18 protein-coding genes and 1 tRNA gene are annotated in these 22,026 nt (G+C 40.4%); 18 read left to right on the forward strand and 1 reads right to left on the reverse strand.

Features of this window, described 5'->3' with window-relative positions:
- The 18 genes from Q4575_RS17760 to lldD all read left to right on the forward strand — a co-directional run bounded on the left by Q4575_RS17760 (position 1) and on the right by lldD (position 20,869).
- A tRNA-Phe gene (locus tag Q4575_RS17760) sits at positions 1 to 76 on the forward strand.
- 656 nt (positions 77 to 732) lie between these two features.
- On the forward strand, positions 733 to 1,221 hold the full coding sequence (locus tag Q4575_RS17765) for a GreA/GreB family elongation factor (protein WP_215964255.1): 489 nt from the start codon (positions 733 to 735) through the stop codon (positions 1,219 to 1,221).
- A gap of 215 nt (positions 1,222 to 1,436) precedes the next feature.
- Positions 1,437 to 2,504, forward strand: coding sequence for a glycoside hydrolase family protein (locus Q4575_RS17770; RefSeq protein ID WP_215964254.1), 1,068 nt, complete (start codon positions 1,437 to 1,439; stop codon positions 2,502 to 2,504).
- Between the two features lie 231 nt (positions 2,505 to 2,735).
- Complete coding sequence (locus Q4575_RS17775) at positions 2,736 to 4,298, forward strand: sodium/sugar symporter (protein ID WP_272180776.1); 1,563 nt, start codon at positions 2,736 to 2,738, stop codon at positions 4,296 to 4,298.
- Positions 4,299 to 4,431: 133 nt separating this feature from the next.
- On the forward strand, positions 4,432 to 5,457 hold the full coding sequence (locus tag Q4575_RS17780) for a family 43 glycosylhydrolase (RefSeq protein ID WP_303523710.1): 1,026 nt from the start codon (positions 4,432 to 4,434) through the stop codon (positions 5,455 to 5,457).
- Positions 5,458 to 5,986: 529 nt separating this feature from the next.
- The gene (locus tag Q4575_RS17785) at positions 5,987 to 8,257 is read left to right on the forward strand and encodes a dockerin type I domain-containing protein (RefSeq protein WP_215964251.1); all 2,271 of its coding nucleotides are present in this window, start codon (positions 5,987 to 5,989) and stop codon (positions 8,255 to 8,257) included.
- Between the two features lie 70 nt (positions 8,258 to 8,327).
- Positions 8,328 to 8,885, forward strand: coding sequence for a hypothetical protein (locus Q4575_RS17790; protein WP_303523711.1), 558 nt, complete (start codon positions 8,328 to 8,330; stop codon positions 8,883 to 8,885).
- A gap of 157 nt (positions 8,886 to 9,042) precedes the next feature.
- Complete coding sequence (locus Q4575_RS17795) at positions 9,043 to 10,722, forward strand: glycoside hydrolase family 172 protein (protein WP_303523712.1); 1,680 nt, start codon at positions 9,043 to 9,045, stop codon at positions 10,720 to 10,722.
- A gap of 227 nt (positions 10,723 to 10,949) precedes the next feature.
- On the forward strand, positions 10,950 to 12,191 hold the full coding sequence (locus Q4575_RS17800; RefSeq protein ID WP_303523713.1) for a leucine-rich repeat-containing protein kinase family protein: 1,242 nt from the start codon (positions 10,950 to 10,952) through the stop codon (positions 12,189 to 12,191).
- 662 nt (positions 12,192 to 12,853) lie between these two features.
- Positions 12,854 to 13,159, forward strand: coding sequence for a UxaA family hydrolase (locus Q4575_RS17805; protein WP_215964247.1), 306 nt, complete (start codon positions 12,854 to 12,856; stop codon positions 13,157 to 13,159).
- Positions 13,156 to 14,349, forward strand: a complete 1,194-nt coding sequence (locus Q4575_RS17810) for a UxaA family hydrolase (protein ID WP_303523714.1) — start codon at positions 13,156 to 13,158, stop codon at positions 14,347 to 14,349. The genes Q4575_RS17805 and Q4575_RS17810 overlap by 4 nt, the downstream gene beginning before the upstream one ends.
- Positions 14,350 to 14,364: 15 nt before the next feature.
- Positions 14,365 to 15,402: an aldo/keto reductase gene (locus Q4575_RS17815; RefSeq protein ID WP_303523715.1), complete on the forward strand. Its 1,038-nt coding sequence runs from the start codon at positions 14,365 to 14,367 to the stop codon at positions 15,400 to 15,402.
- Positions 15,402 to 16,259 (forward strand): amidohydrolase, encoded by an 858-nt coding sequence (locus Q4575_RS17820; RefSeq protein ID WP_303523716.1) that lies wholly within the window; start codon positions 15,402 to 15,404, stop codon positions 16,257 to 16,259. Before Q4575_RS17815 ends, Q4575_RS17820 begins: the two co-directional genes overlap by 1 nt.
- Before the next feature lie 34 nt (positions 16,260 to 16,293).
- Positions 16,294 to 17,064 carry an SDR family NAD(P)-dependent oxidoreductase gene (locus Q4575_RS17825; protein WP_215964243.1) on the forward strand — a complete coding sequence of 257 codons (771 nt, stop codon included), beginning with the start codon at positions 16,294 to 16,296 and terminating at the stop codon, positions 17,062 to 17,064.
- A gap of 47 nt (positions 17,065 to 17,111) precedes the next feature.
- Complete coding sequence (fucP, locus tag Q4575_RS17830) at positions 17,112 to 18,482, forward strand: L-fucose:H+ symporter permease (RefSeq protein ID WP_215964242.1); 1,371 nt, start codon at positions 17,112 to 17,114, stop codon at positions 18,480 to 18,482.
- A complete protein-coding gene (locus tag Q4575_RS17835) occupies positions 18,483 to 18,830 on the forward strand; it encodes an L-rhamnose mutarotase (protein ID WP_303523717.1) in 348 nt (115 codons plus the stop codon). It begins immediately after the preceding gene.
- 26 nt (positions 18,831 to 18,856) lie between these two features.
- Positions 18,857 to 19,705, forward strand: a complete 849-nt coding sequence (locus Q4575_RS17840; protein ID WP_303523718.1) for a fumarylacetoacetate hydrolase family protein — start codon at positions 18,857 to 18,859, stop codon at positions 19,703 to 19,705.
- A gap of 21 nt (positions 19,706 to 19,726) precedes the next feature.
- Entirely contained in the window at positions 19,727 to 20,869 is a 1,143-nt protein-coding gene (lldD, locus tag Q4575_RS17845; RefSeq protein WP_215964239.1) for an FMN-dependent L-lactate dehydrogenase LldD, read from the forward strand.
- Between the two features lie 138 nt (positions 20,870 to 21,007).
- Here lldD and Q4575_RS17850 read toward each other — a convergent pair whose 3' ends face one another.
- The gene (locus Q4575_RS17850) at positions 21,008 to 21,958 is read right to left on the reverse strand and encodes a GntR family transcriptional regulator (protein ID WP_252736725.1); all 951 of its coding nucleotides are present in this window, start codon (positions 21,956 to 21,958) and stop codon (positions 21,008 to 21,010) included.
- Between the last annotated feature and the right edge of the window lie 68 nt (positions 21,959 to 22,026).

Genomic DNA, 22,026 nt, shown 5'->3' on the forward strand with positions numbered 1-22,026 from the left:
GCCTCGATAGCTCAGTCGGTAGAGCAGGGGATTGAAAATCCCCGTGTCCCTGGTTCGATTCCGGGTCGAGGCACCATTTTTATCCTAATAAAAATCTCCCAAATCCTTTATATCCAGTAGTATTCGCACGTTTTATCGAATTGGGTTGATTCTGTCTTTTTCTTTATTTCTACAAAATCAATTGGGTCTTAAATTCACTTTCAATCCCGCAGTATATGCAGCCCGAACTCGCGAACAGAAGGTAAAAAGCATTAATAGGTTGCAGGTTAGTGGTGGAGTAAAAAACTGTGAAGGGTACTAGCACCACAAATATCCGTGGCTTGTGTAACCCTCCCATAAAATCAGAATGTTGAAACTCTTGGATTTCATGCATATCTAGTAACTAATAGAAAGTATATTGACTAATCAAAAATCCCCGTGTCCCTCGTTCGATTCCGGGTCGAGGCACCATTTTTCTTCTAATAAAAATCACCCCACTTATCCAATTAAACTTAATAAGTAGCCTTTTTGAGAAGTTTTTGTGCGCGCTAAATAGCGGGTTGTCAAAATATAGCCCGAACATCTCACGATACTCGAGCCGCTTATGTGCTTCGAGCTTTCTGAGTTAATCTCTTTGTCATTTCCAGCCTTACATATTAATAGACACCTAACTACGTTAAAATGACCACCTTGTTAGCCTTCTTTATGTTGGCAATTTAACGCTTTGCTTTCGACCAATAGTGATCCCTATAAATGCATATTGATAAACAAGAGCTGATCCAATCTCTGATCGCTGAGTTGCAACAGTCTCTTTTAAATGCCGTACAAGCAGCGAAAGATGCCCATGATCTTGCGACGCATGACCAAAGTAAAGCCGAGACCCAATACGACACCGTTGCCATCGAGGCGGCTTATTTAGCTGAGGGGCAATCTAAACGTGTTGAGGGTTTTAAACAGGCCATTGCAGATTGGAAAATGTTGAAAGAAAAATCTCTAAACGGTGAAGCTGTTGTTAACGTCGGCTCATTAGTTTGTGTCGAAAATGAGCAGGAACAGGTTTTATATTATCTACTGGGCAATGAGGCTGGTGGCTTAAAATTGCAATTTGACGATAAATGCGTGACGGTCATCTCTGTACTATCTCCAATCGGTAAAGCATTGCTTGGTAAAGAAATTGACGATGAAGTGCAATTTAAAGTGGGTAATGAAACGCGGCTGATTGCTATTTTAGAGATCCATTAAATTGTAATTTTGTTTTGATAAAAGTACTTATTTCGCATGATGCTCCGCGCTTGCTTTAAACACCATTTCATTTATTTCCTGATAGGGATTAGCACCGCTAGTGCGTTATTTTCCGCTGCTTATCTTTTATTACAATTAAATTAATGCGGTTTTTGCTACATCATTTGTTTTAATCATAACGAGAAAAACCAAGTACATTTATCGGAGCATACTAAATGAAATTCGCCTTCTTAAAAAGGAGCTTATTTGCTTTTTTATTCTTAATTCCTGGGTTAAGCCAAGCTGAAACTTATGATTTTGACTACGAATATGTAGGCAAGGTATTGGAGAAAAAAGATACCCATATATGGGGAGCATCACCTATTATAGGTCCAGACGGCAAAGTGCATTTATTTGTTGCCCAATGGCCAACTAAAACCCAAAAAAATTTTAGCGGTTGGTTTAAAGATAGCGAAATAGGCCATTATGTCGCCGATAAACCAGAAGGCCCGTTTACCTATCTTGGTAAAGCGGTTGCCGATTTGGACACCGGTTTTAATGCCCCGCACAACCCTACAATTAAATACTTAGATGGAAAGTATGTACTTACTTTTATAGTGAACTCTAACAACCAGTTAAAAACACAACGAATTATTATGTTTGTCGCCGATGACTTAAAGGGTAACTGGCGACCGGCTAAAAGTGCTGAGGCTGACGGTACCATTTTACGTAAATCTACTGACAAAACTGCTTGGAATTATCACGCAAGACTGGGTGTTTCTAATCCAAGCCTGATTAAAAAAGATGGTAAATATCTGTTGTATTTAAAATCTGTTATTCAGAAAAATCCAAAGAAAAAAAGAGGCGCGTTCACTTACGGTATAGCAAGTTCTGATAATTTAGAAGGACCATACACTTATCACAAAAGTGCAACAACCCGTGCAGGCATTGAAGATGCTTATGCGTTTGAGTACAAAGACAGTGTCTATTTGCTGAGTCGCGATTTTGGTAACTTAAAAGGCGATCACGGTGGTGGTTTACTTTGGCGCTCAGATGACGGCATGTTTTTCCCAGAGGAAAAAATTACACGCTCTTTTGAAGCATTGGAGCACTATGTTGGCAAAGCGGCGCTCAAAGACTCTATTGTCTATCGCGGTAAAATAAATGGTCGTTTAGAACGCCCACAAATCTTATTTATCGATGGCAAACCGGCTTATGTTTATATGGCCACAGGCATAAATGAAACTCCAGAACATGGCAGTGCTTCGCATTTATTTAAGATCATTCCTAAAAAAGTAGACTAACGTGTCTAACTTATCATGGTAGATAACTAAAGGGGCCAACATATTGTTAGCCCCTTTAAGTTTTTGGATCGAATCAAATTGCGGCATTTGTTATGTATATTAGGCACCCACAATCTCCCGTCAAAAATATAAATAATTCAATGTCTTATTATTGCTGATATTAAAAATACGGTTTTTTGATGTTCCGCTTGTTTACTAATAATAAAATAAGAACCATCCCAAGGAACAATAATGAAGTTAGAAATGTTGGATACAACGGTATTCATTGCATATGTATTAGGTCTGCTAATGCTAGCGCTGTGGATTTCACGTGAAGATAAACAAGGCGGTAAAAATACCGAAGATTATTTTTTAGCGAGTAAGTCTTTACCATGGTGGGCAATTGGCGCATCACTCATAGCCTCTAACATATCAGCAGAACAAATTATCGGTATGTCTGGTTCAGGATATGCGGTTGGTATCGCAATAGCATCGTATGAATGGATGGCGGCCATTACCCTAATTATTGTAGGTAAATACATGTTGCCTATTTTCCTGAAAAACAATATCTACACTATGCCACAGTATTTAGAGCAACGTTTTGATAGCAAAGTGAAAACGACGTTAGCGCTATTTTGGTTAGCAGTTTATGTATTTGTTAACTTAACCGCGGTACTTTGGTTAGGCGGATTAGCTATCGAAACGGTAGCAGGCGTAGATTGGATGTATGGCATGATCTTCCTTGCTGTATTCTCTATTGCTTATTCGTTATACGGCGGTTTAAAAGCGGTTGCTTATACCGACATTTTACAGGTTGTATTGTTAGTCTTTGGTGGTTTGTTACTAAGTTACTTAGCGCTAGACGCGGTTTCTGATGGTCAAGGCTTTATCGCTGGGTTTAGTGTTTTAACTGAACATGCTCCTGCTCATTTTGACATGATCTTATCCCCTGAAAATGAACATTATATGAGCCTACCAGGTATATCGGTATTAGTTGGTGGTATGTGGATAATGAACTTCAGCTACTGGGGTTTCAATCAATATATTATTCAACGAGCTTTAGCGGCTAAAGATGTAAAAGAAGCCCAAAAAGGCATCGCGTTTGCTGCTTTCCTTAAATTACTAATGCCGTTGATTGTTGTTGTACCTGGTATCGCTGCAGTTATTCTATATCCTCAATTAAGCGCACCTGACCAAGCTTATCCTTCGATGATGTCATTAATGCCAGTCGGTATTAAAGGTTTAGTATTTGCGGCATTAGTTGCGGCAATTGTGTCGTCATTAGCATCAATGACTAACAGTATTTCAACAATATTCACTATGGATATTTATGCCAAGATGAAACAAGGCAAGTCGCAACGTCATTATGTACAAGTTGGCCGTGTTGCAGCGTTAGCATCACTAACAATCGCGCTATTTGTCGCTGAACCATTACTTGGTAAGTTTGACCAAGCATTCCAGTATATCCAAGAGTTCACGGGCTTCTTTACGCCGGGTATTGTTGTGATATTTGTTATGGGTATGTTCTGGTCTAAAGCGACATCTGCCGGCGCATTAGCTGCTGCATTAGGTTCAGCCGGGTTCTCATTACTACTCAAAGTTTACTGGCCTGAACTGCCGTTTATGGACCGTGTAGGCGTTGTCTTCTTATTATGTTTGGCATTATGCGTCATCGTTTCGCTTGCAGGTAAAGCTGAATCGAGTAATGAAAGTGTTGATTTAAGTGAAGTCAGTTTTGAAACGACCAAAGGATTTAATATTGCTACGGTTGTTGTTGTAATCATTCTAATCGCCCTTTACACCACATGGTGGTAGTCAAAGTCTAGTACCTTTATAGAGCAGTATTTTTATTGCAAGGTACTTTTAGAATAATACTGAAAAAGGCTGCTAATGAATATTAGCAGCCTTTTTTAATTTAGATTTTCCGAATTAACATGAGCGTACTTAGATGGATCAAAAACGAATTAAGGTTATGGCAACATTAACAATGGCTCTGGTAATGAGTTTACTCGTTGCGTGCAATACATCCCCTATTAAAACAGACAATACAGAAGAGGCTGAGGTGTTACCTTCTAACCCTATCTTAAAAAAAGGCGAAGCGGGTTTTTTGTATGTAGCTGACCCTGCCGCTGAAGTATTTGACGGCAAAGTCTATGTTTACGCATCTCATGACCAACCTGATGCAAAAAGTTTTAATAGCATGCAAGATTATTTAGTTTTGGAATCATCGGACTTAAAAACCTGGATAAATCACGGCGTAGTGCTCAAACCTAGGGAGTATAGCTGGGCATCGGGCCAAATGAATGCACCTGATGTTGCCTATAAAGATGGTTGGTATTATTTCTACTTTCCATATGAAAAAACACATGTTGGCGTCGCTAAAAGCCGAACGCCCATCGGACCTTGGGAAGAAGCAGTCACTGACAAGATAACCTCTATTTTTGACCCAACCGTATTTGTTGATGACGACGGCCAAGCCTATATTTATGGTAATGATCATAAAGTGGATATTGGCGCTCCCGGTTGGCATGTCATGGGCGCGAAACTCAAATCGAACATGACAGAGTTAGATGGACCTTGGATCAGACTATCAAAAGAGCAGGTAAACGAAGCTGTGACAGTGTTTAAACGAGACGGTAAGTACTACTTTTTAGCGCGCCGCGGGGCAAGGACTGAATATTTTATGTCAGATACGCCACTGCCTTCATCCTATGCAACTCACATGGGACCAATGACACCGGATCAAACAGATTCTCCAGCGCATACTTCTGCAATTGAATTCGAGAACCAATGGTACTTATTTTACCATCGGAGTGATGTTAATGACGGCACCTTCTTCCGACGCTCTGCAAGTTTTGAGCGTATGGATTTTAATGAAGATGGCAGCATTAAAATGGTTCAATTTTCGCCGGAAATTAGCGCATCCAAAGTTCCTGGCTCCCGCAAATTAAAACCACCAAAAGCGGTAAATTAGCATGACCTACTTTATTATCGAGTAATAATAGAGCGCAATTAATGACACTTTAATCGTAATTCGAGGGCGCTGAACCCAAAATATGTGCGCTCTTATTTACAAACTATGAACGTATTAATGACCTTCGTGCTCTTTTTGTCATGTTTGCAATCAGCATATTTTCCTAAATTATTACCTTATCTACCTGAAATTTAGTTCCATTTCACCACGTCTCGACATTGTTTTATATCCGCCAACCTCACAACAATATTCGAAATATTAACGAATATTTACGGTTTTCGTATTTTCTATTGTTTAAATTTTAGGCCGGAGTAAGGGCATGCGGTTTTACCACCTATGGTTGAAATTGATTTCGTTAATTCGTTGGTATTTTGCGAGTGACGATCGTCGTTTATTTAGGAAGGTTGAATGTTCACGTATTAACCGAGGTGTATTAACAATAAAGATGAAAGAAACGGTAGTGGAATGAATTTACTGCCAAAAGTCGACAGGTAATTTGAAAAATATAATAAAAATAAAAGGTATTACTATGAGTAATCATCAACAAATTAAAAACGGAATAAATCAGTACCGAGGAAAGCGGAAGATTCGTGTTTCTAAAGCACAAGTCTCATACGCATCGTATTTCAAATCATTACATCTCATGCTTGTTATGTGTCTAGGCCTATTTGCTGGCGCTTCCCAAGCAGCGGAAACCATTCCACCTGGTGCTAACTGGAGTTTATGTTCTAGCGCGTTAGAAACCTGCGAATTTGACGGAAGCAAAGAAGTTGCTTTTGGGGTCAATGGCGCTTTTGCTTATCAATATCATACTGATGGCGTGTATTGCGCGCCTTCGGTTTTTGGCGACCCTTTGCCAGGAAAAAGAAAGTACTGTTGGACACGTAAAGATACATCACATTTAACACCGCCAGAGGGGGCCGGCTGGATTTTTTGCATAGGTGAACGTAATACCTGTCCATTTGAAGGCACATATGAAGTCGCTTTTGGTCGTGATGGGTTATTTGCATTTCAAACCCATGAAGATGGCGCGAGCTGTACAAATGCGGTATTCGGTGACGCTGCACCGGGTAAATACAAGCACTGCTGGATTAGACAACCGGTTACTGAAGAACCAGTTGCGCCAGAGGGCGAAGAATGGACATATTGCGGTTCAGAAGGTGATACATGTTACTTAACTGACTATCATGAAGTCGCTTATGGCAGAGAAGGCGCTTTCTTTTATAAAACGGTATATGAAGATGTCTCTTGCTCAAATAGCGTATTTGGTGACCCAGCGTCAGGTAGAAGTAAATTTTGTTGGTCGCGCCCGGTTGAAGTTGAAAACAGTATTACGATTGACTTAACTGATCCTCAACAAGAAATTACCTTGATGGGCTCAGATATGGAGCGCTCGCAATTCTTCCTAAATAATGCCAGTAATTCGCAACAAATTTCAGATTGGGTATTCAAAGACATTAAATTCGACTATTCACGAGTGTCTTACGACCGTAAACAAGAATTAGTTGAAGGTGCACCAAATTTGGCTTTTTACAATAGAGCCGTTTTATCAATGAAAATGGCGAGACAATCTAATCCAAACCTTAAGTTTTGGGCGACATTAAAATCTGATTATGACGGGTATGGCACAACCAATAATCTACCAGACTGGATTTATACCGGCGGTGGACACAATGGCGGTAGTTACGAACCAAGCAAACTTAACATTCAAAAGTACGCACGATTTTTAGCTGATTATCTCAAGTACATGAGTGATAACGACGTTGCAATTAGTGTAATGAGCGTGGTTAAAGAGTGGTCTCAGGTGGTTTCAGCAACAAACGAAGTTGCCGTGATACAAGAAATTAAACGTCTATTAACAACAAGTGACTACGCTGGCGTGCCTGAGCCAGAGTTTTCAGGACCATCAACTTGGGGCACTAAGCAAGCGATCTCTATTTTAAACAGCTACAAAAATCAAAATGCGCTTGGTTTGTTTAAAGGAATTTCAACTCATAGTTATGACAACGCGACGGAAGCAACTTGGACCACTCTTATTAATAACGCCAATGAATTGGGTTTGTCTGTTTGGCACACTGAAACGGGTCTAGGAACTGGCCCTACTTATGGTGTCGAGTTGGACATGGATTTTCCAATTGGTCGAATGTCTAGCCGAGCTATGTTTTATCGTTCAGGTATGGAAGGTGAATTGTTTTTTGAACCGTGGTCACGCGGTATCGGGCGTGAAACACGCGCTATTTATTTCGCGAACAAAGGTGAAGGTGAGCGTATGCGTGCTTACTACATCATGAAAATGTTTGGTAACCATGCCCCAGCTGGTGCGCATTATATTCCAACCCAAAAAACAGGTTTAGCCAATGTTGAAACCATGGCGTTTCGCGATGGCAATAAATTAATCCTTTGGGTTATGAATAGCAATGAAGCTGAGCACTTAGATACAACGCTTAATATTAATGGCGAAGAACTTGGTGATGCGACTATTGAACGTGTTGCTTGGTTTGAAGGGACATCGGCAGAAGGTGAGCAGATGTCACTTACTAAAATGACTGAAACAAGTGCAGAAACCGAGATAAATGCAAAATCGGTTGTTGCTTATGTCATCACGTTCCCAGAACCACAAATTGCTGGTGATATTAACAACGATGGCGAAATTAACCGCGGTGACATTACGGCATTTATGGCTGTCTATGGTTTAAGAAGTAGCGACGAGGGTTATTTGCCCGCTGCTGACTTTGATAACGATGGTGTCATTTCACGCTTAGATTACGGTCAGCTTTACGCTATTTACCGTCAACAATAATCAATCAACTTGCCGCCACTAACTCTTTATGTGGCGGCATTTTAAAACAATAATAAATAGGTAACTTTTAATGAAAACACTAATATCACTAAAAAACTCGATGAAGACATGTTTGGTCTCACTCTTTTTGATTTTATCTACAAGTGCACAAGCTGGCATTATCTATGAAATTTCATCTACAGATATCAAAGTAGGTGATGATTTTACTATCGACGTTGTATTTGATAATGCAACGCAGCAAACGTTAGAAGGTTTCGCTTTTGATATTAATGATGAAGCATTACAAACTGTCGATTATTTAGGTGACAGTCTATTTAATTTAGACTTTATGTCATTTCCTGGCGGCGCAGATATCGATCAGTTTGTCGTTTCTTTTGACCCAATTAACAGTGCTCAAGTGACATTAGCAACGCTTAATTTTACTGCTCATACAGCCGGTTCAGATACCCTAACGTTATTGGGTAACGATGGCATGTTTACAGGCATATTCTTGGCTAATTTTGGGTATGAATCCGTTGATAGCAGCGTTACATTTAGTGTAACTGACGTACCTGAGCCTTCAGCATTTGCATTTCTAATCTGCTCGCTTGTCTTATTGGTCGGTAAACGTCGCGCTTCTAGTAAGTAATCTAAGTAGAAGCTTTGAATCACTGACGTTTATTCAGTTGGCCTAGCTTCTACAAATTTAAAAATAGTCATTTATCAGCTTCAAAATCAGATTGTTTCTACCCGTGCAATGTTCGGTTTTTAGTAGAAAATAAGCGGTAACTCATAAGGTAAATATAATGCCAAAGTTAAGATATTTCGTAATTGTCGTTTTATTAGGGGTTCTTGCCCTTAGTGTTATTAATTTAACCCACAATTCGGAGTCAGGAAAAACCAGCAGCGGAGAGGACAGGGGCGCAAGACTTATTTCGGTAGAGTCGCTTTTAACAGAAATGATTGACCGGGATTTGATTACGCATTATCCAGACGCAGAATTTAGGCTAAAGCAAGAGTCTAGTTACAACAGGGCGTCTGACGATCCACAAAATCCAGAAACATGGTTTTTAAATCATGATTTTAACAGTAATAAAAAAGATAAAAACTTTATTAGAATTGAAGAAACAGCAAATGGTAATGAATGGGTCTTAATGGATGCAAAAGGTCCGGGGGCTTTAGTGCGTACTTGGATGCCGTGGAAAAATGATAAAAAAGCTACGACCAATTCGATCATTCGCTTTTATATAGATGGCGCAAAAGAGCCTGTGCTAGAAGGCAACATGTTTGAGTTGTTAAATGGTAAAGGCGCCATACCCTTCCCACTTGCGCATGAATCGCTTCGTTCTGCGGTTTCATTCTATCCAATTCCATATGCCAAAGGTCTAAAAATTACCGTTTCGGAACGCCCGTTCTTTTACCAAATGACTTATCGTGAATATAACAAAACAGCTAAAGTTGAAAGTTATTCTGCGGCAGAGTTTACAGCTGCAATACCTTTGATGGAAAAAGTCGCAAAACAACTTAATGCACCGTACAAAGCAGTAGAAGGTCAGGTTAATGCAATCGCTGGGACGTTAAACAACGGTGAGGAGAAATCGTTAGATATCGATACCGGCTCGTCGGCGATTAACGAATTGTCATTAAAACTGAATGATTATAGTGATAAAAACATCACACGTTCAGTTGTTTTAAAAATAGAATTTGATGGGCAACAAACGGTCTATACACCAATTAGTGAATTTTTTGGCACTGGCGTTGGCTTAAACCCGTTTGAAGGTTGGTATCGAACGGTCACCAAAGCCGGTAAGTTAACGACTCGTTGGGTTATGCCATTTCAAAAAACAGCTAAAGTGTCGATTTTAAATATGTCCAATAAGCCTGTCGATTTTACACTTCAGGTTAAAGTCACTGATCGTAAATGGGATGACAGCTCACTTTATTTTCATGCGAGCTGGCGTGGCGAATATCCTGTTGCCACTCGTCCGTTCTCAGACTGGAATTACGTTAAATTAAGTGGCCGCGGGGTTTATGTGGGTGATACGTTGACCATTTGGAATCCGATTGCCCGCTGGTGGGGTGAAGGCGATGAAAAAATCTATGTTGACGGCGAAACATTCCCATCAATTTTTGGAACGGGTACCGAAGACTATTATGGGTATTCGTGGGGCGGTATAAGTACCGACTTTTACCAACACCCATTCCATGCTCAACCGGCGAGTAACGTTTATAATCAGTTAAATCGCAAAGAGACAAATGAACGAAATACGCAGGGTTATAGTGTTGAAACACGTACTCGCTCACTTGATACGATGCCATTTTCTAAGTCACTTACTTTAGATATGGAAGTGTGGCACTGGAAAGACGTTGAAATGGGATATGCGGTTGGCGCTTATTGGTATGGTGATTTAGCCACTAAAAATAATGGCGAGACAAATGTTACCAATGCGCCCAAATTAACTGAGTTGGAATCAAAACTAGACTAAATTCAGATGCGGGTTTGTGTGGCGATGAAGCCTAATTGTTCATCGTTCCACCTACTCGATATTACCCTGAGCCATTGGTAAATGCTTATCACAGCGACTTAAAATGGCCAAGCGGCAACATCAATTTGAGATGGCGTTCCACAATTAGTCGGTAACGCCATCTGATTTTTTCGGCAAAACCTTGTAGACTACGCGCGATTTGTTTTTCAACATTTGGACGTTTTGTTTTGCATACTCTATCTCAACTTCAATCTGGTGAACTCGTTGGCGCACAGCACCTAAAAATCCAACAAGATTTAACTTCATTTCCAATGGAAATTTTGACCCTAGCGGATAGTTTAGAGATATTAGATTTGTCGGGAAACCGCCTAAGCAGTTTACCGCCAGAGTTTAGCCAACTGCACAAGCTAAAGATTGTATTTGCTTCTAATAACTTATTTACCAGTTTGCCGGTGGTGTTAGGTCAATGCAAAAACCTTGAAATGGTCGGCTTTAAAGCGAACCAAATCAAACACGTTCCAGAACAGGCTTTACCAGAACAGTTGCGTTGGTTGATTTTGACCGATAACGAAATAGAGTTATTACCGGAGTCGTTAGGTTATCGCCCACGATTGCAAAAGTTGGCACTAGCTGGGAACCAGCTTAAAACTTTGCCACAAAGCTTGCGCCATTTACACAACCTCGAACTTATCAGGATATCAGCTAATCAACTTACCGAATGCCCTGAGCAATTATTAGGTTTGCCTAAATTGGCATGGTTGGCATTTTCTGGTAATCCTTTTTGCCAAGTTAACATTAAAATACAAGATGTGCCTACGGTTCGTTTCGATAGTTTTGAACTGCAACAAGTGCTTGGGCAAGGAGCCTCGGGAGTGATCTCAAAAGCTAAATGGCGTAAACCACAAAATCAGTTTCCAGAAGACGTAGCAGTTAAAGTATTTAAAGGTGAAGTGACCAGCGATGGTTATCCTCAAGACGAACTGCAAGCGTGTTTAAAAGTAGGTAATCATCCTAATCTTATTCAGTCATTAGCCCAAGTTAATGAAGCTGGCTATTTAGCGCTAATCATGGAATTAATCCCAGATAATTTTTATAACCTAGGCTTGCCACCGTGTTTTGATTCGTGCACTCGTGACAATTTTGCCCCCGGTCTGAGTTTGCCAATTTCAAAGATAAATAAAATGGTAGATCAGATGACAGAGGTCTTTGAACACTTACATCAAAACCAAGTTTGCCATGGTGATCTCTATGCTCACAATACGTTATTTGATGACGAGGCTAATATTATTGTTGGTGATTTTGGCGCTGCGACCATGTATCACATGTTGACGGGAACTCAGCAAGCTCTTGTTAAACAAATAGAATACCGCGCACTTATGCACTTTATCGATGACTTACTTAGCATCTGTGATGTTAAGGATAAATCGTCGGCATCCTTTCAAAAGCTCAGTGAAATGGTTAACGCTTAGTTTAGCTGTTACTTAGCGGCATAAGCCAAACCACAAAAGACGGAACCTGACCTTCGGTGGAAAAATTATTCACCGGAGGTAATAGCATAGGGTTAGGGAAGCACAACTTAATGCTAGTTTACATGGTCGCAAGTCCTACACTCTTTTATATTCACCTTTTAACAACGCGTCTTGGTATACCCCACCGGTGCGACTGTTTTTCCTATAACCTCACAATCACCATATAACAGCAATAAAATTTACCTTATTGATGGTTTATAAAGTGATGGGCTCGCTCACATCTTGACGTCCCAAACTTGGCTTTTAAATTGCCTGCCATTTAGTCATTTTTACGTTTTTTAAGGTGTTCTTTTGTTATCAAAGTATCAGCTATTTTGAAATTTCGAAATTGGCCATTTTGAAACGCTTTTAAGCGGGCAATAAAAGGCTATCTGAAACCTTATTTGGTCGTATTGATTATGATGTTTGACTATTTTTATACACCAAATGTGTAGAGTTAAATATAAAAATACACAAATTTATTGACGAAGAGCTTGAATGTTGTTTAAATTCACGATATCCGGAAATAGCTTTTCGATGCGCATAAAAATTAGGTTTAGCTGCGAGTGTCATAGTTGTTCCTCGGCGAATGCTTGGCTTAATGATCTCAATAGGATGTAAAAATGATAAACAAACATTTTGTATTGCTGCACCAAGCTGACAATGTTTTTGTATGTTGCAAGCAGTTGGCTGCTGGCAGTTTAACGACCTTAGAAACAGTCGAAGTTGCTATGACAACCGACATCACTGTCGGCCACAAAATCGCAAGAACAGAGATAAGCAAAGGCGACAAAATTATTAAATACGGCGTATCAATTGGATCCGCTACACAGGATATTGTATTTGGCGAACACATCCATATGCACAATATGAAAAGTGACTATATTGCTAGCCACACACGCCAGAGTCGAACAGGGGAAGAGTCATGAAAGGTTATCTAAGAGCGGATGGCCGCAAAGGTATTCGTAACGTCATATTAGTCACTTACCTAGTGGAATGCGCGCACCATGTTGCTCGTTCTGTCGTTGCTGACTCAACTGATGATGAGGTACAACTCATTGGCTTTCCTGGATGTTACCCAAATGAATATTCGTTAAAAATAATGGAAGGTTTGTGCAGTCATCCGAACGTAGGTGGTGTCCTTATTGTTTCTTTAGGTTGTGAAGGCTTTAACCGCGAGCAATTAGCCAAAACTGTCGAAGCAAGCGGCAGACCAGTAGAAACACTTGTTATCCAGCAATCAGGTGGCACAAGGAAAACCATTGAAGCTGGGTTATCAAGTGTTAGCCGACTTCGTGAAATCGCGGATCAAACTGAGTTAGTGCCTATGGCCATGAATGAACTTGTTGTCGGGACTATTTGTGGTGGCTCTGACGGAACAAGTGGTATAGGTGCAAATCCTGCGGTTGGTCGTTGCTTTGACAAGCTTATCGAAGATGATGCTATTTGTATGTTTGAAGAAACTGGTGAATTAATCGGTTGTGAACAGATCATGGCTGAACGAGCCATAACGCCAGAGCTTGGTGTTGAAATTATAAAATCCGTCGAGAAAGCAGAAGATTACTATACCCGCATGGGCTACGGAAGTTTTGCACCAGGCAATGCTGAAGGTGGCCTTTCTACTCAAGAAGAAAAATCGATGGGGGCGTACGCTAAATCGGGCAGCTCTAAAATACATGGTTTGATTAAGCCAGGTGATATTCCAACCCAAGGTGGTTTGTATTTAATGGACGTTGTACCTGACGGCGACCCGATGTTTGGTTTTCCAAACATTGTCGATAGTGCAGAAATTGTCGAAATGATCGCATCTGGGTCCCATATCATTTTATTTACAACAGGCCGAGGCTCTGTTGTCGGTTCTGCAATTTCTCCTGTTATTAAAGTTTGTGCTAATCCAGAAACCTATGAAAACTTGTCCGAGGATATGGATATTAATGCTGGTAAAGTCATCAACGGTGAAGCAACCGTTGACCAAGTTGGTGAAGAAATTTACCAATTGGTGACAGAAGTAGCGCAAGGCAAACAATCTAAATCTGAAGAGTTAGGGCACCAAGAATTTGTGTTAACGTACAAAAAGTTTGAAGGAATTGGTCCTTCTTGTTTGCCTACCATTAGATAGTGGAGTCGAAAATCGATGTTTAAAAACAGACAAATTGGTGACACAGGTCTTGAAGTTTCAGAACTTGGTTTTGGAGCGGCATCGCTTGGAAATTTATACAAGGCTATTTCTGATAATGAAGCTCAAGAAACCCTTGATGCAGCAAAAGCATCGGGGATTAACCTTTATGATACTGCACCGAGATATGGACTGGGTTTAAGCGAAAGAAGACTAGGTGATGCGCTTAGAACATTACCTAAATCTGACTATGTAATTTCCACCAAAGTTGGCCGAACTTTAACTCCTGATCACAAAGCAAATGTAAAAGAACTTAGGTACGGTTTTGACACCCCAATGCCTTTTGACTCGCACTACGACTATACCTACGACGGCATAATGCGTTCGTTTGAAGATAGTTTACAGCGTTTAGGCTTGGCTCAAATTGATATTTTATTAGTACATGATATTGGCGTAGATACTCACGGTGAGCAAGACCCTTATTATTACCAACAACTAGCTTCTAGCGGTTATAAAGCGCTGGATGAACTTCGTTCCCAAGGTGTAATTAAAGCCGTTGGCCTAGGTGTAAATGAAACCGAAATTTGCGAACGGGTTATGGGAATTGGTCAATTTGATTGTTTCTTATTAGCCGGTCGGTATTCATTACTTGAGCAAGACGCGTTAGACACTTTTTTACCTCAATGTGAGCAACACGGAGCATCCATTATATTAGGTGGTCCCTATAACTCGGGGATTCTAGCGACAGGTGTTAAAAATAGTAAGATTACACCTTACTACAACTACGAACCTGCGCCGGCTGAAGTGGTGGCGAAAGTTAATAAAATTGAAGACATCTGCGCGCAGTTTCAAGTACCACTTGCCGCCGCGGCGTTACAATTTCCACTAGGACATTCTGCGGTCTCGACAGTTATACCTGGTTTGGGCAGTGCCAAACGAGTCGATCAAGCCATAGAGTTGTTTAACTACGATATTCCAAAGGCGTTTTGGACTCAGCTTAAAGATGATGGGCTGTTGCGACAAGATGCGCCATTACCAACTAGAGACGCTTACTAATGACAGATGCCCGCACTGAAATTATAGATAGCCATCAGCATTTTTGGCAGTTGAGTCGTGGCGACTATAGCTGGTTGACGCCTGAGTTATCGGAGTTGTATAGCGATTTTTTACCGACGGATTATATTCAAGTTGCAGGAAAAAATTTACCTAGCAATACGGTTTTAGTGCAGGCGGCTGATAGTGATGAAGAGACGGACTTTCTTTTGCAATTGGCCTCTGAAAATGAGCTGGTGTCTGGTGTCGTTGGCTGGGTTCAATTTGATGGAATAAGTCAAATTGTTGTCGAACGTTTAAAGCAGCTTTCAGTTAATCCTTTTTTTAAAGGTGTACGGCCAATGTTGCAAGACATTGAAGATGTCGAATGGATTTTAAATCCAGCCTTTAATCCGACGTTTGAATGTTTAGTGAACCTAGATTTGACCTTTGATGCATTAGTTAAAACAGAACATTTGAAAACAATTTATACCCTTGCGAATCGTCACCCAAAACTCAAAATTGTGATCGACCATTGTGCGAAACCCAATATCACTGAAAATGAGTTCCAATTATGGGCAGATGAATTAGCGGTGTTTAAACCGCTAACCAATGTTTATATCAAAGTATCAGGATTAACTACCGAAGCGAATGCTGATCAACAAAGTAGCGCTCATTTCCAACATTATTTTGATCATGTCTATCAGACATTTGGTGCAAGCCGAATGATGTGGGGCAGTGATTGGCCAGTGGTGAATTTAAAAAGCAATTACTCTGACTGGCTGACTCTTTCACAAACATTAGTGAGTGACTTATCAGAACAGGAAAAAGAACGGTTTTGGTGCGGTACAGCAAACGAATTTTACCAACTGAATCGTTAACCAAAACGATTAAATAGAAATCATGGGATTTAAGATGAATACGCAAAAAGTTTCAATTGTAACGGGCGGCGGCAGCGGCATCGGTCACGCTATCTCTATCGCATTAGCATCTGCGGAGCAGTACATCATTGTGGTTGACCTATCGTTAGAATCCGCGCAGACAACCGTGGATGAGATCAAATCTCTAGGTGGTAATGCCGAGGCAGTTGCGCTGGACGTGTCTAATCATCAACTGACAAAAGAGACTTTTGATAATATTGCCGACAAACACGGCCGTATTGACGTTTTAGTTAATAATGCCGGAATTGGCTCTGTTGGTACATTAGAACAAACGCCAGAAGATGAGCTTGATAAAGTCTACCGTGTCAATGTTAAAGGGGTTTACAACTGTGCTCAAGCGGTTGTTGGCCATATGAAAAAGCAGCAATCAGGTGTTATCGTTAACATGGCATCAATCGCCTCTAGTGTTGGTATCCCTGACCGTTTTGCTTATTCAATGAGTAAAGGGGCGGTGTTGACCATGACTTATTCTATCGCTAAAGATTACGTTAATGACGGTATTCGCTGTAACAGCGTTGCACCAGCTCGAGTACATACACCGTTTGTCGACAGCTACTTAGAAAAAAATTACCCAGACCAAGTCGATGAAATGTTTGAAACATTATCAAAAACACAACCGATTGGTCGAATGGGCACACCAAAGGAAATCGGCGCATTAGTAAAATACTTATGTTCAGATGAAGCTTCCTTCATCACCGGCAGTAATTTCCCAATTGATGGTGGTTTTGTAACGATCAATAACTAAACGTTTTATAAATTTGTACTAATAAAAATAATAAAATAAGGCCAATTATGAATACGACAGATACCGCAAACAGCGCTGCTGACCTTCAACAGGGTGGTGAAAGATCTTCAAAAGAAGTCGTGCCAAAGGTATACCTTGTTAGTTTTATCCTTGTCACTTTGTGTTTTCCTTTGTGGGGGTTTGCAAATGATATAACGAACCCTTTGGTAAAAGCTTTTTCAAAAGTATTGCAGATGAGTACAACTCAAAGTACCTGGGTGCAAGTGGCGTTTTACGGTGGTTATGGCGTAATGGCCATTCCCGCTGCTATCTTTATAAAAAAATTCTCCTATAAAGCAGGTTTGCTTATGGGATTAGGGTTTTATGCGTTGGGTGCGTTGTTGTTTATACCGGCAGCTGGTGCCCAGGCATTTGCGCCGTTTTTATTGGCCTTTTTTGTAATGACTTGTGGGCTTTCGTTTTTGGAAACGAGTGCAAATCCATATATTTTATCAATGGGACCAAAAGAAACAGCAACTCAACGACTCAATTTGGCCCAGGCGTTTAATCCTGTTGGTTCATTACTCGGTATGTTTGTCGCCACCCAATTTATCATTCAAAAACTAAACCCAGCTTCAGATGCAGAACGTCAGGCCCTCGCGGCAGACGGTTCAGCTGCTGCGCTGGATAAGCTATCTGCGATTACGGCCAATGACTTAGAGGTAATTCGTAATCCGTATTTGGCGATTGGTGTAGTCGTATTGTTGGTCCTTTTTGTTATCGCCATTAAAAAAATGCCGCGTACTGAAACTGTGTCAGAAGGGCTTGATTTAAAAGGTACTTTTAAACGCCTGTTGGCAAACCGAAATTATCGTGAAGGTGTTATCGCACAAATGTTTTATGTGGGTGCGCAAATCATGTGTTGGACTTTCATTATTCACTACGGCACAGAAGTGTTTGTCCAGCTAGGAATGACAGAACAAGCAGCTGAAGCAAAATCGCAAATGATGAATATTTACGCGATGATCATATTCTGTTTGAGTCGTTTTATTTGTACTTTCTTATTAAAGTACATTAACCCAAGTAAGTTATTGATGTTGCTGGCTGCAGGCGGCATGTTCTTTACTGTATTAACTATATTCTTAGATGGCGTTGCAGGGGTTTATGCCCTTGTTGGAATATCCGCCTGTATGTCACTGATGTTTCCAACTATCTACGGCATAGCGTTAACTGACACTGGCGATGATGCCAAATTGGGTGCCGCTGGACTAATTATGGCTATTGTCGGCGGGACTTTCTTGCCAATGGCACAGGCATCAATCATTGATATGAACACAATATTTGACAGTTTCTCGGCGACTAAAGCGTCATTTGTGCTGCCGTTATTGTGCTTTGTTGTTATTGCTATTTATGGCAAACGTTCGCAACAGGTGAACTAAATGGCTAGTAAGTATTGTTTTGCCCTAGATTTAAAAGACGATAAAACGTTAATTGAAGAATACAAAAAATACCACGAAAGTGGTGCTGTTTGGCCTGAAATTGTTGAAAGCATTAGGTCAGTAGGCATTACGGGAATGGAGATTTTTTTGGTTGGAAACCGCTTATTTATGATCATGAATGTCGACGAGACATTCAGTTTTGAGAACAAAACAAGAGTCGACCAACAAAGCGAAAAAGTACAAGAATGGGAAGCGTTAATGAGCACTTTTCAACAAAAGTTACCCTGGGCGAATGAAGGCCAAAGCTGGGAACTGATGGATAAAATTTTTGATTTAAATGAACAATAATGTAAAAAATTGAAGCAGAGGTAATTATGAAATTAGTAAGATTTGGCGACTTAGGTCAAGAGAAACCTGGAATTTTAGACAGCCAAGGTGAGCTTCGCGATGCGTCTAGTCATTTTGATGATTACGACAAAGCTTTTTTTAACGATAACGGTCTGGCTAAATTACAAAAATTAGATATTTCAAGCCTACCAGTGGTCGACCGCAATGTCCGTATTGCAGAGCCTGTAGCTGAAGTAGGGAAAATGATCTGTGTTGGTTTGAACTATGCGGATCATGCGGCTGAGTCTGGTATGGATGTACCACCAGAGCCGGTTTTATTCTTCAAAGCAACATCTTCTATTATCGGTCCAAACGACAACGTTGTATTGCCACCTAAATCAGAAAAAAGTGATTGGGAAGTCGAGCTAGGTGTCGTTATTGGCAAAGAAGCTAAATATGTATCAGAAGAAGATGCAATGGATTACGTTGCTGGTTTCTGTGTCGTTAACGACTTGTCAGAACGCGAATATCAAATAGAGCGCGCTGGTCAATGGTGTAAAGGTAAGGGCTGTGACACTTTTGGTCCTGTTGGTCCTTATTTAGTGACACCGGACGAAGTTGAAGATTTTGATAACCTGAACATTTGGTTAGAACTTAACGGCAAAAAAGTGCAAAACGGTTCGACCAATACCATGGTTTATAAAGTGCCACACTTAGTACATTACATAAGCCAATTCATGAGCTTACAACCTGGCGATATTATCAGTACAGGTACACCTCCAGGCGTTGGTCTTGGAATGACACCACCATTATATCTAAAAGAAGGTGATGTAATGCGTTTAGGCATCGATGGGTTAGGGGTTCAGCAACAAACTGTTGAACGTTACAAAGCCTAAATCAAACTAAAGGGATAGGTTATGATAATTTCAGCTCCTACGGATTTTCGTGCAGCGGCTAAAAAGCGCCTACCGCCATTTTTATTTCATTATATTGATGGAGGTTCATACCGAGAGGACACACTGCGTCGTAATGTTGATGACTTAGCGGACATCGGGCTAAAGCAACGCGTATTGAACAATATGTCTGAGCTTGATTTAAGCACCGAAATATTTGGTGAAAAATTAGATTTACCTATCGCTTTAGCGCCTGTTGGTCTTACTGGTATGTACGCAAACCGTGGTGAAGTTCAAGCGGCTAAAGCGGCTGAAAAGAAAGGCATTCCTTTTATCATGTCCACGGTTTCCGTTTGCCCAATTGAAGAGGTGACACCTGCGATTGAGAGACCAATGTGGTTTCAATTGTATGTTTTAAAAGATCGTGAATTCATGAAAAATGTGCTGCAACGAGCTAAGGCAGCAGGTGTAACAACTTTAGTATTTACTGTTGATATGCCAGTCCCCGGCGCACGTTATCGCGATATGCATTCGGGAATGAGTGGCCCATTTGCGGCATCTCGTCGAATTTTACAAGCGATGACTCACCCTCATTGGGCATTTGATGTTGGTCTGTTTGGTAAACCTCACGACTTGGGTAATATCTCAGCGTATCGTGGCGAACCAACAAAACTTGAAGACTATATTGGTTGGTTAGGGAATAACTTTGATCCATCGATTTGCTGGAAAGACCTTGAGTGGATAAGAGAATTCTGGGATGGCCCTATGGTCATTAAAGGCATTCTTGATGTTGAAGACGCAAAAGCTGCAGTAAAATTTGGGGCCGACGGCATTGTTGTTTCAAATCATGGTGGTCGTCAACTTGATGGTGTTTTGTCATCTGCCCGCGCGTTACCTGCGATTGCTGATGCGGTTAAAGGTGAGACTAAAATATTTGTCGACTCAGGAATACGTTCTGGTTTAGATGTTGTTCGTATGTTGGCGTTGGGCGCCGATTGCACCTTATTAGGTCGCTCATATATTTATGCCCTAGCGGCGCAGGGACAAAAGGGTGTAGAGCAATTGTTAGACTTGTACGATAAAGAAATGCGAGTAGCGATGACATTAACAGGCGCACATTCTATACATGATTTGTCCACCGAGTCGTTAGTCAACTTACCAAGTTAACAACCCAATTGGCTACTTTTAACAAAAGTTAGCTGATAAATCTTTAATAGCAAAAAAGCTCAAATTTTTTATATTTGAGCTTTTTTATTTTCAATTGACGATTTTAGACTTTTATTAAAGTCGCTAGACTTAATTTTTTTACTGTTCTAAACCATGAACACAACGCAAGAGCGTGCTTTCGGCACTTCGTAGATGCTTTTCCATACTCATAATTGAGCCTGCGTTATTGTGTGTTAAAAGATTATTCATCAGGTCGATATGTTCATCAATTGCGACTGTAAAACGTTCTAATTCACCGGTTTTATCCCACTGATAGTGGTAGTGACAGACAAATGAAACAATGTCGAAGAACTGTTGAGTAAATCTGTTCTGAGAACTTTTCTGAATGATTAAATGCAATTCTCTATCAAGATCTGGGAACTCCAAGTACCGATTTTCTAAATCCGCTCTTACTTCTTGATGTTTTTCTAAAAGAACTTTTAACGATTGCCAAACTTCATGTGATTTTGGGAATTTAAGTAGTTCTGTCAGCGCGCGCATTTCTACCATTTCTCTAAATGCGATTAATTCTCGGGCAAAGCTATCGTCAAACTTAACCATTTTCCAACGTCCACGTGGAATTTTTTCTATTAAGCCATTATTCGAAAATTTAATTAGAAACTCACGTACGGTAACCGTAGTGCAACCGGAGTTTTTAGCTAAACTTAACTCTGAAAATCGATCACCAGGCAATAACTGACTCGTATTAATTAGATTCAAAAAGTACTTTTCAATTTGGACTTCTTTAGTCGAATTTTGCTCGTCGATTTCGTAATAATCTTCCTTGGTCGGTGGTCGCAAAACGATTTTATTAAAACCATCACGTTTGATAACGCCAGTCTTAATAAGTTCTTCAACACACGTTCTTACAGTAGTACGACTGATGCTTAGCAGTTTGGTTAATTCGATATCATTAGGCATTTTTGTTTGACCAGCTTCAAGATTCGAAATTAGGTCAAGCATTTGATTGATCGAATTTTTAAACAGGTAAGTCTTGTTGCTCAATTCAGTTCCCTCGTCATTATCATTACGTAATATGTTGTTGCGCATTAGGTGCGATTCAACCTGATACTATACGCTTATTGTAGTGTAAGTGTATTATTTTGGTAAAAAATACA

This window comes from Psychrosphaera sp. 1_MG-2023, from assembly GCF_030548245.1.
GTDB lineage: Bacteria > Pseudomonadota > Gammaproteobacteria > Enterobacterales > Alteromonadaceae > Psychrosphaera > Psychrosphaera algicola.

What these genes read in the sequence shown, in the direction of transcription:
- fucP (WP_215964242.1), top strand. Translation starts at nt 17,112, where the DNA reads ATGAATACGACAGATACCGCAAACAGCGCTGCTGACCTTCAACAGGGT.
- Q4575_RS17810 (WP_303523714.1), top strand. Translation starts at nt 13,156, where the DNA reads ATGAAAGGTTATCTAAGAGCGGATGGCCGCAAAGGTATTCGTAACGTC.
- Q4575_RS17780 (WP_303523710.1), top strand. Translation starts at nt 4,432, where the DNA reads ATGGATCAAAAACGAATTAAGGTTATGGCAACATTAACAATGGCTCTG.
- Q4575_RS17840 (WP_303523718.1), top strand. Translation starts at nt 18,857, where the DNA reads ATGAAATTAGTAAGATTTGGCGACTTAGGTCAAGAGAAACCTGGAATT.
- Q4575_RS17770 (WP_215964254.1), top strand. Translation starts at nt 1,437, where the DNA reads ATGAAATTCGCCTTCTTAAAAAGGAGCTTATTTGCTTTTTTATTCTTA.
- Q4575_RS17815 (WP_303523715.1), top strand. Translation starts at nt 14,365, where the DNA reads ATGTTTAAAAACAGACAAATTGGTGACACAGGTCTTGAAGTTTCAGAA.
- Q4575_RS17790 (WP_303523711.1), top strand. Translation starts at nt 8,328, where the DNA reads ATGAAAACACTAATATCACTAAAAAACTCGATGAAGACATGTTTGGTC.
- lldD (WP_215964239.1), top strand. Translation starts at nt 19,727, where the DNA reads ATGATAATTTCAGCTCCTACGGATTTTCGTGCAGCGGCTAAAAAGCGC.
- Q4575_RS17785 (WP_215964251.1), top strand. Translation starts at nt 5,987, where the DNA reads ATGAGTAATCATCAACAAATTAAAAACGGAATAAATCAGTACCGAGGA.
- Q4575_RS17795 (WP_303523712.1), top strand. Translation starts at nt 9,043, where the DNA reads ATGCCAAAGTTAAGATATTTCGTAATTGTCGTTTTATTAGGGGTTCTT.
- Q4575_RS17805 (WP_215964247.1), top strand. Translation starts at nt 12,854, where the DNA reads ATGATAAACAAACATTTTGTATTGCTGCACCAAGCTGACAATGTTTTT.
- Q4575_RS17775 (WP_272180776.1), top strand. Translation starts at nt 2,736, where the DNA reads ATGAAGTTAGAAATGTTGGATACAACGGTATTCATTGCATATGTATTA.
- Q4575_RS17850 (WP_252736725.1), bottom strand. Translation starts at nt 21,958, where the DNA reads ATGCGCAACAACATATTACGTAATGATAATGACGAGGGAACTGAATTG.
- Q4575_RS17765 (WP_215964255.1), top strand. Translation starts at nt 733, where the DNA reads ATGCATATTGATAAACAAGAGCTGATCCAATCTCTGATCGCTGAGTTG.
- Q4575_RS17835 (WP_303523717.1), top strand. Translation starts at nt 18,483, where the DNA reads ATGGCTAGTAAGTATTGTTTTGCCCTAGATTTAAAAGACGATAAAACG.
- Q4575_RS17820 (WP_303523716.1), top strand. Translation starts at nt 15,402, where the DNA reads ATGACAGATGCCCGCACTGAAATTATAGATAGCCATCAGCATTTTTGG.
- Q4575_RS17825 (WP_215964243.1), top strand. Translation starts at nt 16,294, where the DNA reads ATGAATACGCAAAAAGTTTCAATTGTAACGGGCGGCGGCAGCGGCATC.